Raw genomic sequence first — 16,350 nt, 5'->3', positions numbered from 1 at the left:
GCGACCTTGGACCGGCACGCATGATCCCGCGCCTCACATCGCACCTTGCTCCCGCATCTCCAGCCGGCTTCTTCGAGCGTCTCGTCGAAGCCGGTTTCAGTGGCGACGCCGAGAGCCGTGCGGGCGCCCGCACGGTCTATGCGACCGACAATTCGATCTACCAGCTGGAACCGGCGGGCATCCTGTTTCCGAGGGGTGCCGATGATCTGAAGATCCTCGCGAAGGTGCTTAGCGAGCCGGCTTTCAGCGGCATGACCATCACCCCGCGCGGCGGCGGCACCGGCACCAATGGTCAGTCGCTTACCTCGGGCCTCGTGGTCGATTGCTCACGGCACATGAACAAGATCCTGGAGATCGACCCGGTCAGGCGCATCGCACGTGTCCAGTCCGGTGTCGTCAAGGACCAGCTGAACCGCGCCCTGAAGCCTTACGGCCTGTTCTTCGCTCCGGAACTCTCAACCTCCAACCGGGCAACGATCGGCGGCATGGTCTCTACCGATGCCTGCGGACAAGGCTCCTGCCTTTATGGCAAGACCTCCAACCACGTTGTCGGCCTGCGCATCGTGCTGGCCGACGGTTCCGAATGGTGGTCGCGCGCGCTCAGCGAAACGGCGCTTGCCGAGATTCTTCAACGCCAGGACAGGATCGGCGAGATCCACCGGACCGTCGATGGCATCGCGCGAGAAAAGCGTGAGCGGATCGAGACTGTCTTTCCGAAGCTCAACCGCTACATGACCGGCTACGATCTGGCCCATATCCGCCAGCCGGACGGCCGCTTCGATCTGAATGCCATCCTCTGCGGGTCCGAAGGCACGCTGGCGATGATCGCAGAGGCAGAGCTCAATCTGCTGCCGCTCCCCGCCCATGCCGCATTGATCAATATCCGCTACAACGATTTCAATGCGGCGCTGGAAGATGCCCGGACGCTGACGGCGCTGAAGGTCGCGTCCGTCGAAACCGTCGACGAGAAGGTGCTCGGGCTCGCGAAGACGGATATCGTCTGGAACGACATCGGCCAGTTCTTTCCCGATGACGCGGCCTCCCCTGCCAACGGTATCAACATCGTCGAGATCCTGGCGGATGACGAAACCGAACTGGAGCGGAAGCTTGGCGAGGTGACCGCCGCGTTCGGCAACGCCAACCCGGATCGCCTCGGCCACACGATCGCACGCCAGCATCGCGACATCGAGGCAATCTGGACGATGCGTAAACGCGCCGTCGGCCTGCTCGGCAATGTTGACGGGCCGGTGCGCCCGGTTCCGTTCGTCGAAGACACCGCCGTTCCGCCGGAGAATCTGGCCGCCTATATCCGCGAATTTCGCGCGCTGCTTGATAGCGCCGGGCTGTCCTACGGGATGTTCGGCCATGTCGATGCAGGCGTTCTGCATGTACGCCCGGCGCTCGACCTCACACGCGATGATCACACCCCGCTCGTCCGGGAGATCAGCGATGCCGTCGTCGCCCTGACGAAGAAATATGGCGGCGTTCTCTGGGGCGAGCACGGCAAGGGCGTGCGGTCGGAATATGTTCCCGAATTCTTCGGCGATCTCTATCCTTGCCTGCAGCAAATCAAGCGGGCCTTCGATCCTCAGAACAAGCTGAATCCCGGCAAGATCGCCGCGCCGTCAGTCGAGCCCCTCCTGAAGATCGACGGCGTGCCCCTGCGCGGCGGCGTCGATCGTGCCATTGGCAACGAGATCAGAGCCGCCTTCGACAATGCCGCCTATTGCAACGGGAACGGCGCCTGTTTCGATTTCGACGAAACGAGCCCCATGTGCCCCTCCTACAAGGCGACGCGTGACCGGCGTTTTTCGCCGAAGGGCCGGGCGGCGCTGATGCGCGAGTGGCTGAGGCTGCTGGCGGACAAGAGCATCGACCCGCGCGCCGAGGCAAAACGTCTGCGCCGCGGCAGTTCGCTCGCAACCCTGCCGAAGCGGATCTTCAACTCGCTCGATCCGCGCAACCGCGACGACTTTTCGCACGAAGTCCGCGAAGCCATGGATACCTGCCTCGCCTGCAAGGCCTGCACCGGGCAGTGTCCGGTCAAGGTCAGCGTGCCGGCCTTCCGCTCGAAATTCCTCGAACTCTACTACAGCAGGTATGCGCGCCCGCTGAAGGACCTGCTTGTGGCCGCGATCGAGACGTCACTGCCCTGGATGGCGCAGGCGCGGCCGCTCTACAATCTGATGGCAGGCACCGAAGCAGGCAGACACGTGATGCGGCTTTCCGGTTTGACGGCGCTGCCGCTGCTGCCGCCTCGGCCGCTCAAAGCCGAAGCCCGAAGGCTCGGCGTAGCCGTTGCCACGCAAGAGCTGATCGAAGGCCTGCCGGAGCAGGAGAAGAAGCGCGCCGTGGTCTTCGTCGCCGACGCATTCACAGCCCATTTCGATCCGGGCGTTGCGCTTTCGGCAATCAGTCTGGCGCGAAAAATGGGGCTGATCCCCTATCTCGCCGAAGGCAAGCAGAACGGCAAGGCGATGCATGTCCACGGATATCTCGGCCGCTTCGAGGCGAATGCAACAAAGACAGCCCGATATCTGCAAGACCTCGCTGCCGCCGGCGCCACACTGGTGGGCCTCGACCCGTCGATGACGCTTGTCTATCGCAGCGAATACAAGGGATTATGGGGCAACGGCGTGGAGGCAACGGTACTGCTGCCGCAGGAATGGTTAGCTGCCAATCTCGACAGGCTCTCAGCCCAACCCCAAAAATCGGCCTCACCCGTCTACAGCCTGCTCCCCCACTGCACCGAGCGCAGCAATGCACCGTCGGCGACGGCTCAGTGGAAGACTGTCTTCAAGGCGCTTGGCATCCCCCTTGAAATTGCCAGTACCGGCTGCTGCGGCATGGCCGGCACATTCGGCCACGAGGTCCGCAACCGTGCCACGTCCGAAGCGCTCTATGCCATGAGCTGGAGCAGCCACATTGCCGGCACGTCTTCCGAAACGGTGACGATGGCGACCGGATATTCCTGCCGCTCCCAGGTCAAAGCCATCGACACCAAGTCGATCCCCCATCCGCTGGCGATTATCGACGCTCTCACCGGCTGAACGGCAGAAGGCCGCAATCGCAGGATTGCGGCCTTCTGCATTTCATTCAGATCGACCAGAGAGCGCCACCGTCGCAGGCAACCGCCTGGCCGGTGATGTAGCTTGCACGATCGGAGGCGAGGAAGGTCGCGAGGGCGGCGAATTCTTCCGGGCGGCCGATGCGGCCCATCGGGATCATCTTGCTGACCTTTTCAAGGTCGAGCTTCGCCTCGGCCAGCCGCTCCGTCATCGTGTAACCCGGCATCAGCGCATTGACGGTGATGCCGCTTGCGGCGAATTCACGGCTCAGCGTCTTCGTCAGACCATGCAACCCGGCGCGCAGCGCGTTCGAGATCGTGAAGTTGTTGATCGGCTCCTTGGCGGCGATCGATGTCACCAGAAGGATGCGGCCCCATTGGCGCTCGCGCATGCCCGGCATCGCCGCAGCGATGGCGTCGGTTGCGCTGACGAACAAGCCCTCGAAGGCGTTGCGCCAGTCGTCCGAACCGATGTTTTCGAAGGGCATGGTCGGCGGACCGCCGGTATTGACCACGAGAATATCGACCTTTCCGAGCTTGGCCGCAGCCTGCTCGACCACCTGCCGTCCGGCCGCGGGCTGCCGCAGATCGGCGGGCAGGGCGACGACCCCGAGACGCTCTGCTGCGTCATCCAGCCGGGCTGCATCGCGGGCGCAGATGGCAACCTTTGCACCTTCGGCAACGAGTTCCCTGGCAATCGCAAATCCGAGCCCTTTGGAAGCGCCCATGACGAGGGCAGACTTGCCGCTCAAACCAAAATCCATTTTACAGCCTTCCTATTACGTCATTCAAAATCGAAGCACGGTTGCCGGGGGTCACCTGCCGCTGACTTCGACGCTACCGATACCGGAAACGTCGAACCGGTAGCTGAATGGTCCCGACGGGAACCGCGTCGTGACGATGCTGCCGGTCATTACCAGATCACCCTTGCGCAAGATCCTGCCGCTGGCGGCAAGATGATTGGCGAGCCACGCCAAGGGCACATAGGGATGTCCGAGAACATCGGCACCCATGCCGCGGGCAATCTCTTCGCCGTTATGATAGGCGATGCCTTCTGCGCCATCGAGACCTTCAGGCGGCGGGGTGAATGTACCAACCACGATCCCGGCGTTCCAGGAATTGTCAGCGATCAGCGTTCCGCAATGCAGCACGCTATAATCGGCATGGCGGTCTTCCACCAGCTCGATCGCAGCCGCAACCGCATCGACAGCAGCGCCGGCGCTCTCGGGCGTGAACGGCGTGGCGCCCGGCAGCAAGTCCTGGCCGAGCCGTACGCAGATTTCGAACTCAAGGCCGAGATGGTGATAGTCGGAAAGCTTCAGCTGCGCTCCCGTCGATCTGACGCGGCTGGAGAAGATGGTGCCCTGGATCGGCTGATCGATACCGCACATCGCCTGCATGCGCTTCGATGTCAGGCCGATCTTGTAGCCCGCAGTCTCTTCGCCACCACGGATCGCCGCGATATAGGCGTCCTGCACCCGATAGGCATCTTCGAGGTCGTTTATCCCGTCGATCCTGTGAAACTTCGTGCTGCTGCGATGTTCGGCAACAAGCTGGCCGGCAATATCGGCGATCGTCTCTGTCAATAGTCATCCTCCCGTTATGAACGGACTGGCAATCACAATTTCCAAGGCAGTGCGCGCGCCTTCCGCGGCACACCGGAAGGAGACCGGCCCAGCTGTCCGTTTCGCTGCGCCGATTCGCCATGGCCCGCAAGCTTAGCGTGCCGGCTCTGATGGTGCCGAGTGAATTCTGAACATTCCTATGCATTCGCATCGCTGCCGGAGGCCGATGGGCCAAGCGATGCCGCCTCTATGCGATAAGCGGTTCAGCAGCCTCGTCAGCAGACAGGGCGCTGGCCGAAGCCAGCATCACGGCAGGGGCCGCACGGACAAACAGCGATGAGTGCGAATTGATGATCCGCCCGCTTTCAAGCTTCAGGAGCGGTCCGTCAATATCAACGACATTATCCGTGAAGCTGAGTTCGCCCCACCCGTCAGACGTCCCCTCGATCAGGACGAAGGAATACTTTTCACCAATATTGAACATCTACTCTCCCCAAAGCCGATATCGCTATATTTCCACTCTACTCTAATTGAGCATCAACTCATAATATCGGATTCAGACCGAATAATTCATCTGCACCCGGCTGCCCGTCTCGGAATGCTGCAGACGTTCCAGAGCAAGACTTCCTTTTCCGCAGCGATATTGAGAACCAGACATAGCCTGTCTGAGATCCTTACAGTCGGTTCCCGGCGCAATCATGCGGCGCCTCGCGGCTTAACGCCTTGCTGGTCAGTCAAAGCGGCCCTGATCTTGCCCGGCGATCTTCCGGTCGCGTCATCCGCGAAATTGCCGCATCTTCGATACCGAGATTGTGCTCGCGCTGATTGAACCATTCCTCCTCCAGTCGAAGGGAACCGACATGATAAACGCGATCAACAACGCCGTCGGCAGGCCGCTTGCTTACAGTGGTACCTCCACCGCATGGTTTTCCGCCACCAAGTCCGGTCCGGTGCAGACGGGGACTGCCGGAAACGACTCGATGTGGGGCGACAGCGCCGTCAACGTCACGATGAAGGGCGGAACCGGCGACGATGTCTACTATCTCTATTCGAACATCAATCGCGCCGCCGAGGGGGCAAATGCCGGCACCGACACCATCAACACCTGGATGGACTACACACTGCCGGATAATTTCGAGAACCTGACGGTCACCGGCAACGGCCGCTACGCCTTCGGCAACAATCAGGACAACATCATTTCAGGCGCGTCCGGCAGCCAGACGATCAACGGGGATGCCGGCAACGATGTGCTGATCGGCGGCGGCGGCGCCGACACGTTCGTCATCGATCGCGGCAATGGCAGCGATCTGATCACCGACTTCGGTTCCGACGATGTCGTCCGCCTGGACAGTTTCTCGTCGTTTGCCCAGCTGCTGTCGCACGCCACACAGGACGGCAGCAATGTCCGGCTCGACATCGGCGGCGGTGAGAGCCTGGTGTTCGCCAATACCCAGATGTCGGCACTGAAGGCGAACCAGTTCCAGCTGACCCTCGATCGATCACAACTCGCCCTCACCTTCGAGGACAATTTCGACACGCTGTCGCTGCGCAATGGCGATAAGGGAACCTGGGATGCGAAATTCTGGTGGGCGGCTGATCGCGGCAGTCCGCTGACCGGCAACGGCGAGCAGCAATGGTATGTCAACCCGTCCTACGGGCCGACGGCGTCAGCCAATCCGTTTTCGGTCAAGAATGGGGTTCTGACGATAACGGCCAAGCCGGCCCCGGCAGCGCTTCAGCAGCAGATCGACGGTTACGACTATACGTCGGGCCTGCTCAACACGCATTCGTCCTTCTCCCAGACCTACGGCTACTTCGAGATCCGCGCCGACATGCCGTCGGAGCAAGGGGCGTGGCCGGCATTCTGGCTTCTGCCCGAAGACGGCTCGTGGCCGCCCGAACTCGATGTCGTCGAGATGCGCGGACAGGATCCCAACACCGTCAATGTCACCGTCCACAGCGATCACGGCGGCTCCCACCTGATCGACACGACACCGGTGAAGGTCGCCAGCACGGAAGGTTTCCACACCTACGGCATGAAGTGGGACGAGGATCATATCACCTGGTATTTCGACGACGTTGCCGTTGCCCAGAAGGCAACGCCCGCCGATATGCACAGCCCGATGTACATGCTGACCAATCTTGCCATCGGCGGCGCCGCCGGTTCGCCCAAGGACGGCCTCAAGAACGGATCGCAGATGTCGATCGACTATATCAGAGCCTATCAGCTGGCCGACGCCTCGGCTCAGCCGGACAGCGATCAGGAACGGACGATCGACTGGACGCTGTAGCTCTAGACGACCGTCTCGCCGCCATCGACGACGAGGATCTGGCCGGTCATGTAGGATGACCGGTCGGAGACCAGAAAGAGGATCGGTTCGGCGATTTCGGAGACATCCGCCCAGCGGCCGAGCGGCACCTTGTCGGCGATGTAGCTTTCGATCGCGCCGCGGCCGCCCATCTGGGCGATGAAGGGCTCGTTGAAGGGCGTATCGACCCAGCCCGGGCAGAGCGCGTTGACACGAACGCCCGATCTGGCGTAGTCGCCCGCCATCTGCCGGGTCATGGCGATGACGGCGTGTTTCGTGGTTGTGTAGGCGATCATTTCGCGGTCGTAGAGCACGCCCGATGAGGACGAGGTGTTGAGGATCACGCCTTTACCCGCCTGTTTCATGACGGGCATCACAAAACGCGCTGCCATGAAATGCGCCCGGACATTGAGGCTCCAGGATTTGTCGAAGCCCTCGACAGCAACCTCTTCCAGATCGCCCGCCACCTGCGCGCCGGCATGATTGTGGAGAATGTCGATCCGCCCGTGACGGGCGGCGATCGCCGAGATGCCGGTTTCCAGCGCCCGGTCGTCGGTAACGTCGACAACCAGGCTTTCCGCGCTTCCACCGGCGTCAGCGATCTGGGTGACGGTCTCTTCGGCATTGATGAAATCGATGTCGGCGACGACGACATGGGCGCCCTCGCGCGCCATGATCAGCGCTCCCGCCCGGCCGATGCCGGAGCCCGCGCCGGTGACGATTGCAACGCGATCCTTGAGTATCATGACATTTCCCCGGTCAGTTTGTTGTTGCCTTTTCGCGCATCAGGAAGCGCGCGATCAGGATGAGAATGAGCGAGGCGATCAATACAATCGTCGCGATCGCATTGATTTCAGGCGTCACGCCACGGCGGATCGAGGCGAAGACATAGATCGGCAGCGTCGTGTTCGAGCCGGCGACGAAGAAGGCGATGATGAAATCGTCGAAGGAGAAGGTGAAGGCGAGCAGGAAACCTGCCAGCACCGACGGCATGATCTGTGGCAGCACGATCTGCCGGAAGGTCGTCAGCGGCGTTGCGTAGAGATCGCTCGATGCCTCGACAATGTCGCGGCCAAGGCTGGCGATGCGCGCCTTCACGATCATCGTCACCAGCGCCATGGTGAAAAGCCCATGTGCGGCGATGATCGAGCCGTAGCCGAGTGCCAGCTTCGGCGGCTGAGCGCCCGGCCAGATTGCCGCGATCACCGGATTGATGAAGCCGAAGACCTCGACCAGTGCGACCAGCGTGGCAATGCCGATGACGACGCCGGGAACGACGATCGCCGCGGCGAACAGGCCGTCGAAGACAGCGCGCGCCCGCGGCCCGAGCCGCTCCATGCCCATTGCCGCCATCGTCCCGAAAATCGCCGCCAGCGCAGCGCTGGTGAAGGCGATGATCAGGCTGTTTTGCAACGCTTCCATCAGGAAGGTGTTGGAGAGCGCCCGGCCATACCACTCGGTCGAGAAGCCGACGAACTCGCTGGCATTGCGGCCGGAGTTGAAGGAGAACAGCACGACCAGCGCGATCGGCGTGTAGAGAAACAGGTAAACGAAAGTGACGAGCGCGCGCATCAGACGAGATCCACCTGACGGGTGCCGGCGACACGCCAGGCGATGCGCATGGCGACCAGCAGAATGACGACGACGACGGCGACCAGCGTCACGGCGATCGCCGAGCCGAACGGCCAGTTGCGCGATTGCAGGAAGAGATCGACAAGCGCATTGCCGATGAAGAACACCTTGCCGCCGCCGAGAAGCTGGGGGATCAGGTATTCGCCAAGCAGCAGGATCGTTACCAGCGCGACACCGGTCATCACACCCGGAAGAGACAGCGGCAGGGTAATGCCGAAGAAGGTCGAGACCGGCTTGGCGCCCAGATCGGCGGAGGCTTCGAGAAGCCGCCGGTCGAGCTTTTCGAGGCTGACATAGATCGGCATGATCATCAGCGGCAGATAGCCATAGACGATACCGAGCAGCACAGCGCCGGGGGTGTTGATCAGCCTGACATTCTCGATGCCGAAGATTTCGAGCAAATGCGGAATACCGCGGGCACCCAGCAGATACATCCAAGCATAGGTGCGCACCAGCAGGCTCGTCCAGAAGGGAACGACGACGAGCGAAACCAGCAGCAGCCGGCGTTTCGGGCTGGCCTTCACGGCGAGATAATAGGCGACCGGATAGGCAACCAGCAGGCAGGCCGCCGCACCAATCGGCGCCAGGATCAGCGTGTTGACGAAGGCCGCCGATCGCGAGCCCAAATTGGCGAACTGCGCGAAGGTGAACGCCGCCTGATAGCCGCCTTCGGGTGCCCGCTCGCCGAAGGCGAAGACGATGATGGCGATGAAGGGCAGCACCAGAAACACGAACAGCCAGATGCTGGCCGGCCCGACAAGGGCGGCAGTGACAAGGCGCCGTTTTGTGGCAAGGGTCAGGGGCATCGAAACGTTCTTTATCCGGCGGTTCTGAGCACTAGACCGGTCCCTGACTGCCGAGGCAGCCGGGACCGGAATTGCATGACGGCAGGTTAGGCAGACTTGAAGCGTGCCATCAGCTCGGCACGGCCCGGATCGGTCAGCGTCACGGCGGCGCCGAATTCGAGCGGTGTCAGTGCGGCTTCATCCGGATAGACGATCTTGTTCGAGGTGACTTCCTTCGGCAGCAGCGCGATAACGCGGCTGTCGGTGGTCGGCGCGCCGTTGGCGATATGCTCCTTCACCGCATTCTGCGGATCCATCAGGTAGTTGAGCAGCGCGTAGCCGGCAGCCTTGTTCGGCGCATCCTTCGGGATCGCGTAATAGTCGGTCCAGATCTCGCCGCCATCGGTGCCGAGCACATAGGCAAGCTCCGGCATATCGCGGTTCAGCTGCGCGCCGTCATTCGTCCAGCACATCGTCAGCCACGCATCGGTGGAGCGCATCGACGGCTGGTAGTCGGAATTGATGGCGAAGAGATGCGGCTTGACCTTGATCAGCAGTTCCTCGGCCTTGGCAAGTTCATCGGGCTTGATCGAATTGAAGCCGTAGCCGAGCGAGACGAGCGCGCTGCCGATCGTCGTCAGCTGGTAGTCGTGCACCATGGTGCGGCCGTCGCCTTCGGTCTGGGCGATCTCGAAGAAATCCTTCCAGCTCGAGAGCTTCGTCTTGATCTTCGAGGTGTTGACCGAGAAGCCGGTCGTGCCCCAGTTCTTCGGCACAGCATATGTCTTGCCGTCGATCTGGCCTTCCTTGGTGAAGCGCGGGCTTTCAGTCGCCTGGCTGAAATTCGGGATCTTCGAGAGATCCAGCTCGTCGATCAGGCCGAGCTTGTGATGGGTCGAGATCGTATAATTGGTCGGCACGAACAGCGACCAGCCGGAAGCGCCGGCCTGCAGCTTGGCGAGCATCTCTTCGTTCGAGCCGAAGACGTTGACTTCGACGGCGACGCCGGTCGCGGCCTTGAAGTTTTCGAAGGTCGCAGGATCATGGTAGTTCGGCCAAGTGGCGATCGACATCTGCGTGCCCAGATCCTCGGCGGCATAGGCGGGCGTCGACAGCGCGCCCGGGAAGCGCGACATCACCGCCGTTGCCAGACCGAGGCCGGTGATGCCGAGGAAATGGCGGCGGCTGACGGAGCCGCGCTTCAGGCGCATGAATTCGTCCATGAAGCCTTCGGCGGAGATGGGGAGATTGTCCTTGTAATCCTTGCTCATGATGCTGTTCCCTTGTTTTGGTTTATGCATTCGATGCTGGAAAGACATGTATTGCTGACGGGTCGAAGCAGAGGAAAACCGCTTCGCCAGGCTCGACCAGATCACTCTCGCTCATGCTGCGGCGGTCGGCGGTGATCAGGAAATCGCCGAGGCCCGGCACGTTCACCGCATATTCCGCCGACGAGCCCAGGAAGATGCGATGCGTGACCGTGCCCTTGAACGATGAACCCGAAGCCGGCTGGCTGCGTGTCATGCGGATCGCTTCCGGGCGCAGGGCGGCAATCACCTCTCCCGGCGACAGCCGCTTGCTCGACGAAACGGCGGAACCATCTGCCAGGCGAAGCGTCACCCCGTCGGCTTCCATGGTCGCAGCAATCCGGTTCGTCTTGCCGACGAAATCGGCGACGAAGAGATCGGCCGGGCGGTCATAGACCTCCTGCGGCGTTCCGAGCTGGCGGATACGCCCGGCACTCATGACGCAGACGGCATCGGCCATCGACAGCGCCTCTTCCTGGTCATGGGTGACGAGCACGAAGGTGATGCCGAGTTCGCGCTGCAGCGTTTGCAGCTCGATCTGCATAGCCGAGCGCAGTTTCTTGTCGAGCGCCGCCAGCGGCTCATCCAGCAGCAGGACGGATGGTCGATTGACGATGGCGCGCGCCAGCGCCACGCGCTGCTGCTGGCCGCCCGACATTTCATGGATCCGCCGTTTGGCGAAACCGTCCAGACGAACCATTTCCAGCGCCTCGGCGGCTCGCCGGTTGATTTCTGCAGCGCCGATTTTCGGGCGCATCTGCCGCAGGCCGTAGGCGACATTCTGCTCGACGTTGAAATGCGGAAACAGCGCGTAGTGCTGGAACACCATGTTGACGGGGCGGCGATAGGCGGGAACGCCGTTCATCTCGCACCCGTCGATCAGCACCGTGCCCTCGCTCGGCTGCTCGAAGCCGCCGATCATGCGCAGGCATGTGGTCTTGCCACAGCCCGAAGGGCCGAGCAGCGCCAGAAACGCGCCCTTGGGCACATTGAGATTGATGTCCGTCACGGCGGTCACCGCGCCATAATTCTTGGTGACCGAACGGAATTCGATATCGTTCGTCGAAGCGGATGCCACGTCTGTTCCCTGCGGTTGGTTTGGAATTGGCAGTCTATCGCCGCCTTATTGCCACCGTCGTTAAGGAAAGAGTAAGCCTGAGCTTCCCGCACGGTATATACCCCGAGAGAGGTATTTTAGCGCACGATGCTTCGTGGAAGGTGTATATAGGGCCACGCGGAATGGCGTGGGGCGGAAGAGGGAGCCCGTCAGATGAGCACCGACCTGGAAGCGCTGTTTGGTGCATTCAACGCCACGATCGGCTGTCCGAAGATGACTGATGCCGAATTCGGCGAGACCTTCCGTCAGATGATGGCGGCGCTGGTGCGCTTCGACTACGTGGTCGTTTTCGCCTATCGCGGCAAGGAACGGCCGATCGACCTCTACAGCACCTTCGACCCGGAAGAGAACGTCGTCTTCGTCACTCTCTACCAGGCGGGACCATACCTGCTCGACCCGTTCTATCATACCGCCCGCGAGCGCCGCGAAGGCGTGCTCCGAATGCGGGAACTGGCGCCCGACCGGTTCTTCTCCAGCGAATATTACCGCACCTACTACGTTCAGACCGGGCTTGCGGAAGAGGTGGGCTTTTTCATCAACACCGATGAAGAGATCACCGTCGTTCTTTCGCTGATGCGGAGGGAAAAGACCGGACCGTTTCCGGCGGCCGAATTCGCCACGCTGAAGAAGGTCGAGCCGCTGGTGGCCAGCATGGTCCGCCACTATTGGGCCGGGCTGGCGCCGCGTTTCGACGCGCAATTGACCGCCGGCAGCAAAAGCCGCCGGAAGCAGGGCCAGAGCGGCAATCTTCCCGCCGCCGACACTGTCTGGCGGGACCTCAACCTGACGGGTCGCGAAACCGCGATCGTCGATTTGGTGCTGCAGGGCCATTCGTCCGAGTCGATCGGGCTGAAGCTCAACATTTCGACCGGCACCGTGAAGGTCCACCGCCGCAACGTCTACCGCAAGCTCGGCATCTCCTCGCAGACGCAGCTTTTGTCGATCTATTTCAACAACCTGCTATCGTCAGGATAGCGGGCCGCCGTGGCTGATTAGAGACACCGGATGGGATTGAAGCGGCGCCAGGGCCATCCGGGTACAACGGTTCCTTGCTATCCCCCGCCGGGTCGTGCAACCAACCCAGCCGAACGCATGAGACAAGCAGCATAAGGTTGGGGGATCAGAGATGCGCATAGAGCCGCAACAGCGCATTTACATATGCTTCTTTCTATTTGCGGTATCGATGGGCGCGCTACTGTCGCGGCTTCCCGATCTCCAGGTGTCGCTCGGGATCAACAAATCCGAGCTTGGGCTGACACTGATCGGCGCAGCCGTCGGCGCGCTGATCTCGCTGACCTTCTCGTCGCCGCTGATCATGAAGCTCGGCGCCCGGAATACCGCCTTCGCCACCGTTCTCGGAACCTCTCTGATGATCGCGCTCGTTCCCTGGCTCGGCTATGCGCCACTGGTGTTCTGTGTGCTGTTTTGCGAGGGACTGCTCGCCGGTGCGCTTGAAATCAACCTGAACGTCGAGATCGACCGTATCGAGGCGCAGCTCGGCCGCGGCGTGATGAATCGCGCTCATGGCTTCTGGAGCCTCGGCTTTTTCGTCACGGCGCTGGCATCGTCATTCATCCGGCAGGCGGGCATCTCAATCCAACTGCATCTGGCCGTAACCTTCGCCATCGTCGTGGTGGCCGGAACGATCGCCATCAGGGGAATGCAGAATGCCTCCGCCCCCGCGCCTTCTCAGACGGAAGGCGCCCATATGGCGTTGCCGACATTGGGGATGCTGCCGCTTTGTGTCATCGGCGTCGGCGCCTTCCTCGTCGAAGGTGCCGGGATCGACTGGTCGGCGATCTATATGCGCGACGTCTTTGCGGTCGAGCCTTTCGTCGGCGGAATGGGTCTCACGCTCTTTGCATTCTTCATGGCGCTGGTCCGGCTTTTCGCCGACCGCTTCGTCGACCGCTATGGCTCGCGGATCGTGGCGCTGGTCTCGCTTGCTCTTGCGGCGATCGGCATCGCCTGCGTCTGGCTGGCGCCGGTCCCGGAGATCGCGCTTGCCGGTTTTGCCATGATGGGCGCAGGATGCAGCGCAGTCTATCCGCTGGCGGTTTCCGCCGCCGCGCAGCGTGATGACCGCAGTGCGCATGTCAACGTGGCCGCCCTCGCCCAGATGTCTTTCGTCGTCTTCTTCCTGGCACCGCCACTGCTTGGTTTCGTGGCTGAGCATGCCGGTATCCGCATGTCCTATCTCGTCTGCCTGCCGATCATCCTTGCGGCTCTCTTCTCCACCCGGGCGCTTGCCCCGAAACGCATCGCCATGGACGCGGAAAAGCAAAGGGCGGCGGAATAGGACAGGCTTTAGACGCCGCTTATCCCCATATTGACCTGACGTCTCGACCACCGGCGGCAATCGCAAGCAGGCTTTGCACGCGGCGCGTTCATGCGCGCGAAAAAGCCCGTTTTTCCTTCATGGTTGCATAAGAGGTTGCGGATATTGTTCCCGCAAAATGAGCGAGAACACGGCAATGACAGAGCAAGCGGCACCCTCTCCGGCAGAGATCGTCATCCCCTCTGATGACGCGCGCGACCTTCAAAAAATGATCGATCTCCTGCGCGTCCAGCACGCCAATCTCGCCGAACGCTACGAGTGGCTGGAGGCGATGATCAATCATGTGCCCGATTTCATCTACGCGAAGGATCTGCAGGGCCGCTTTCTGTTCGCCAACCGGGCGGTAGTCGCCAACAACGGCTTCGCCAAGGTCGACGACCTCATCGGCCTGACGGATGGCGAGATCCATCTCGAAGCTGATGCGCATGGCATCGACGAAACGGAACAGCGGGTCATGGAAACCGGCCGGCCCGATCTCGGAGTCGAGGAGCCTCGCTTGAAGGGCGAAGGCTGGCTGATGATGTCACGCGTCGCGTTGCGCGACCGGACCGGCGCGGTGATCGGCGTCGTCGGCGCCTCACGCGACATCACCGCGCGCAAGCGCGCAGAAGAGCTGATGGCAGCGCAGACGAAGCTGCTCCACGATGTCGCCCGCGGCGTTGAACTCAATTCGCTTCTGAAGGATGCCGGGCAAATCCTCGAACGGCTTCTGCCCGGCCGCGCCGCCGGCTTCGACCTGGACGGCCCGGCGCGAAGCCACATCGAAGCGCCGCGGAAGGACTTTTCGATCAACTGCCGCGACGGCAGCCGGCAGGGCGCGCTTGCCGTGTCGCTGCAGCCGGGCGAGATCGATGCCGGGCTTGCCGAATTCCTGACAGGCGTGGCGCAGACCATCGGCATCGCGATCGACCGGAACCGCGACATCGCCCGGATCGCCTATCTGGCCGAACACGACGCGCTGACCGGCCTTCCGAACCGGACGCTGCTCGACCGCAAACTCGGCACGCTATTGGCTGGCAGGACCCGCGCGGTGGCGGTTGCCTTTCTCGACCTCGATCATTTCAAGCTCGTCAATGACAGCCTCGGCCATGCCGCCGGCGACGAGCTTCTCAAGGTCGTGGCTTCGCGCATCCTCAGTGAAATCGGCGAAAGCGGCATCGTCTCGCGGATCGGCGGCGATGAGTTCATCATCGTGCTTGAGGCCGGGATCGACGACGCGCTGAACCGTCTGCAGGCAATCTCGGCGCATATCGCCCGCCCCTGCAGTATCGACGGCGTCGATATGCAGGTGACCTGCAGCGTCGGCGTCGCCTCCTCGCAGGCCCATGGTTCGATCGCCGGAGAACTGATCGCCAATGCCGACATGGCGCTCTATCGCGTCAAGGCAGCCGGCCGCAACGGCATACAGATGTTTACCCCGTCGATGGCCGAGGAAGCCCGCCACAAGCTGCTGCGGATCGAGGAGCTTCGCCGGGCGCTGGCACAGGACGAATTCGTGCTGCATTTCCAGCCGCAGAAGGACATCGCGACCGGAAGAATTTCCGGCGTCGAGGCTTTGGTCCGATGGCAGCATCCACAGGCGGGCCTGCTTGCGCCGGCGGAGTTCATCCCGCTTGCTGAAGAAACCGGGCTCATCGTCGAACTCGGCGAAGTGGTGCTCGGCAAAGCCTGCAGGCAGATGCGCGCCTGGCTCGACCAGGGCATTCCGGCCATTCGTGTTGCGGTGAATGTCTCGGCGCGGCAGTTCCGCGAGCCGTCGCTCTGTGACAAGGTTTCGGCCGCCCTCTCGGCTGCGGGGCTCGACCCCGCGCTGCTCGAACTTGAGGTCACCGAGAGCCTGATCATGGAGGATGTCGAAGGTGCGATATCGCGCATGCTGGAGCTGAAGGCACTCGGCGTCAGTCTTTCCATCGACGATTTCGGCACCGGCTATTCCAGCCTCAGCACGCTGAAGCTATTCCCGTTATCCCGGCTGAAGATCGACCGGTCTTTCATCGCCGATATTCCCGGCCAGTCGGGCGACATGGCGATCACCGCGGCGATCGTCGCGCTCGGGCAGACGCTCGATCTGGAAGTGATTGCCGAGGGCGTCGAGACCGAAGAGCAGGCGCGCTTCCTGGCGGAGACGGGATGCGAGATGTTCCAGGGCTATCTTTTCGCCAAGCCGCTACCGGCAGCCGAGATCGCCGGCATGCTGCAAGCCAACAGCCTCTCAGCATCCGCATAGCGA

13 protein-coding genes are annotated in these 16,350 nt (G+C 62.1%); 5 read left to right on the top strand and 8 right to left on the bottom strand.

The window, feature by feature from the left end:
• Positions 1 to 20: 20 nt before the first annotated feature.
• Complete coding sequence (ydiJ, locus tag AC1DJO_RS06065) at positions 21 to 3,050, top strand: D-2-hydroxyglutarate dehydrogenase YdiJ (protein ID WP_112388546.1); 3,030 nt, start codon at positions 21 to 23, stop codon at positions 3,048 to 3,050.
• A gap of 46 nt (positions 3,051 to 3,096) precedes the next feature.
• Here ydiJ and AC1DJO_RS06060 read toward each other — a convergent pair whose 3' ends face one another.
• The 3 genes from AC1DJO_RS06060 to AC1DJO_RS06050 all read right to left on the bottom strand — a co-directional run bounded on the left by AC1DJO_RS06060 (position 3,097) and on the right by AC1DJO_RS06050 (position 5,116).
• On the bottom strand, positions 3,097 to 3,831 hold the full coding sequence (locus AC1DJO_RS06060; protein ID WP_112388547.1) for an SDR family oxidoreductase: 735 nt from the start codon (positions 3,829 to 3,831) through the stop codon (positions 3,097 to 3,099).
• Between the two features lie 51 nt (positions 3,832 to 3,882).
• Positions 3,883 to 4,653 carry a 2-keto-4-pentenoate hydratase gene (locus AC1DJO_RS06055; RefSeq protein ID WP_112388548.1) on the bottom strand — a complete coding sequence of 257 codons (771 nt, stop codon included), beginning with the start codon at positions 4,651 to 4,653 and terminating at the stop codon, positions 3,883 to 3,885.
• A gap of 226 nt (positions 4,654 to 4,879) precedes the next feature.
• A complete protein-coding gene (locus AC1DJO_RS06050; RefSeq protein WP_112388549.1) occupies positions 4,880 to 5,116 on the bottom strand; it encodes a hypothetical protein in 237 nt (78 codons plus the stop codon).
• 376 nt (positions 5,117 to 5,492) lie between these two features.
• On the opposite strand from AC1DJO_RS06050, the gene eglC reads away from it, so the two are divergent.
• Entirely contained in the window at positions 5,493 to 6,923 is a 1,431-nt protein-coding gene (gene eglC / locus AC1DJO_RS06045) for an endo-1,3-1,4-beta-glycanase EglC (protein WP_112389013.1), read from the top strand.
• 2 nt (positions 6,924 to 6,925) lie between these two features.
• Here eglC and AC1DJO_RS06040 read toward each other — a convergent pair whose 3' ends face one another.
• From AC1DJO_RS06040 to AC1DJO_RS06020, 5 genes are all read right to left on the bottom strand, one after another.
• Complete coding sequence (locus AC1DJO_RS06040) at positions 6,926 to 7,687, bottom strand: SDR family NAD(P)-dependent oxidoreductase (protein ID WP_112388550.1); 762 nt, start codon at positions 7,685 to 7,687, stop codon at positions 6,926 to 6,928.
• Positions 7,688 to 7,700: 13 nt separating this feature from the next.
• Positions 7,701 to 8,513 carry an ABC transporter permease gene (locus tag AC1DJO_RS06035; protein WP_112388551.1) on the bottom strand — a complete coding sequence of 271 codons (813 nt, stop codon included), beginning with the start codon at positions 8,511 to 8,513 and terminating at the stop codon, positions 7,701 to 7,703.
• Positions 8,513 to 9,379 (bottom strand): ABC transporter permease, encoded by an 867-nt coding sequence (locus AC1DJO_RS06030; protein ID WP_112388552.1) that lies wholly within the window; start codon positions 9,377 to 9,379, stop codon positions 8,513 to 8,515. The genes AC1DJO_RS06035 and AC1DJO_RS06030 overlap by 1 nt, the downstream gene beginning before the upstream one ends.
• An 86-nt stretch (positions 9,380 to 9,465) precedes the next feature.
• Positions 9,466 to 10,629, bottom strand: coding sequence for a polyamine ABC transporter substrate-binding protein (locus tag AC1DJO_RS06025; RefSeq protein WP_112388553.1), 1,164 nt, complete (start codon positions 10,627 to 10,629; stop codon positions 9,466 to 9,468).
• Positions 10,630 to 10,651: 22 nt separating this feature from the next.
• A complete protein-coding gene (locus AC1DJO_RS06020; protein WP_112388554.1) occupies positions 10,652 to 11,743 on the bottom strand; it encodes an ABC transporter ATP-binding protein in 1,092 nt (363 codons plus the stop codon).
• 192 nt (positions 11,744 to 11,935) lie between these two features.
• Between AC1DJO_RS06020 and AC1DJO_RS06015 the strand changes: the two genes are divergently transcribed.
• The 3 genes from AC1DJO_RS06015 to AC1DJO_RS06005 all read left to right on the top strand — a co-directional run bounded on the left by AC1DJO_RS06015 (position 11,936) and on the right by AC1DJO_RS06005 (position 16,347).
• Complete coding sequence (locus AC1DJO_RS06015; protein WP_112388555.1) at positions 11,936 to 12,757, top strand: helix-turn-helix domain-containing protein; 822 nt, start codon at positions 11,936 to 11,938, stop codon at positions 12,755 to 12,757.
• A gap of 151 nt (positions 12,758 to 12,908) precedes the next feature.
• Positions 12,909 to 14,081, top strand: coding sequence for an MFS transporter (locus AC1DJO_RS06010; RefSeq protein ID WP_112388556.1), 1,173 nt, complete (start codon positions 12,909 to 12,911; stop codon positions 14,079 to 14,081).
• Positions 14,082 to 14,256: 175 nt separating this feature from the next.
• Positions 14,257 to 16,347, top strand: a complete 2,091-nt coding sequence (locus AC1DJO_RS06005; protein ID WP_477831161.1) for a putative bifunctional diguanylate cyclase/phosphodiesterase — start codon at positions 14,257 to 14,259, stop codon at positions 16,345 to 16,347.
• Positions 16,348 to 16,350 lie beyond the last annotated feature (3 nt).

Source organism: Rhizobium sp. 05N430, from assembly GCF_056396985.1.
Note: the sequence above shows the minus strand (reverse complement) of the source record. Positions and strands in the feature narration are given on the sequence as shown.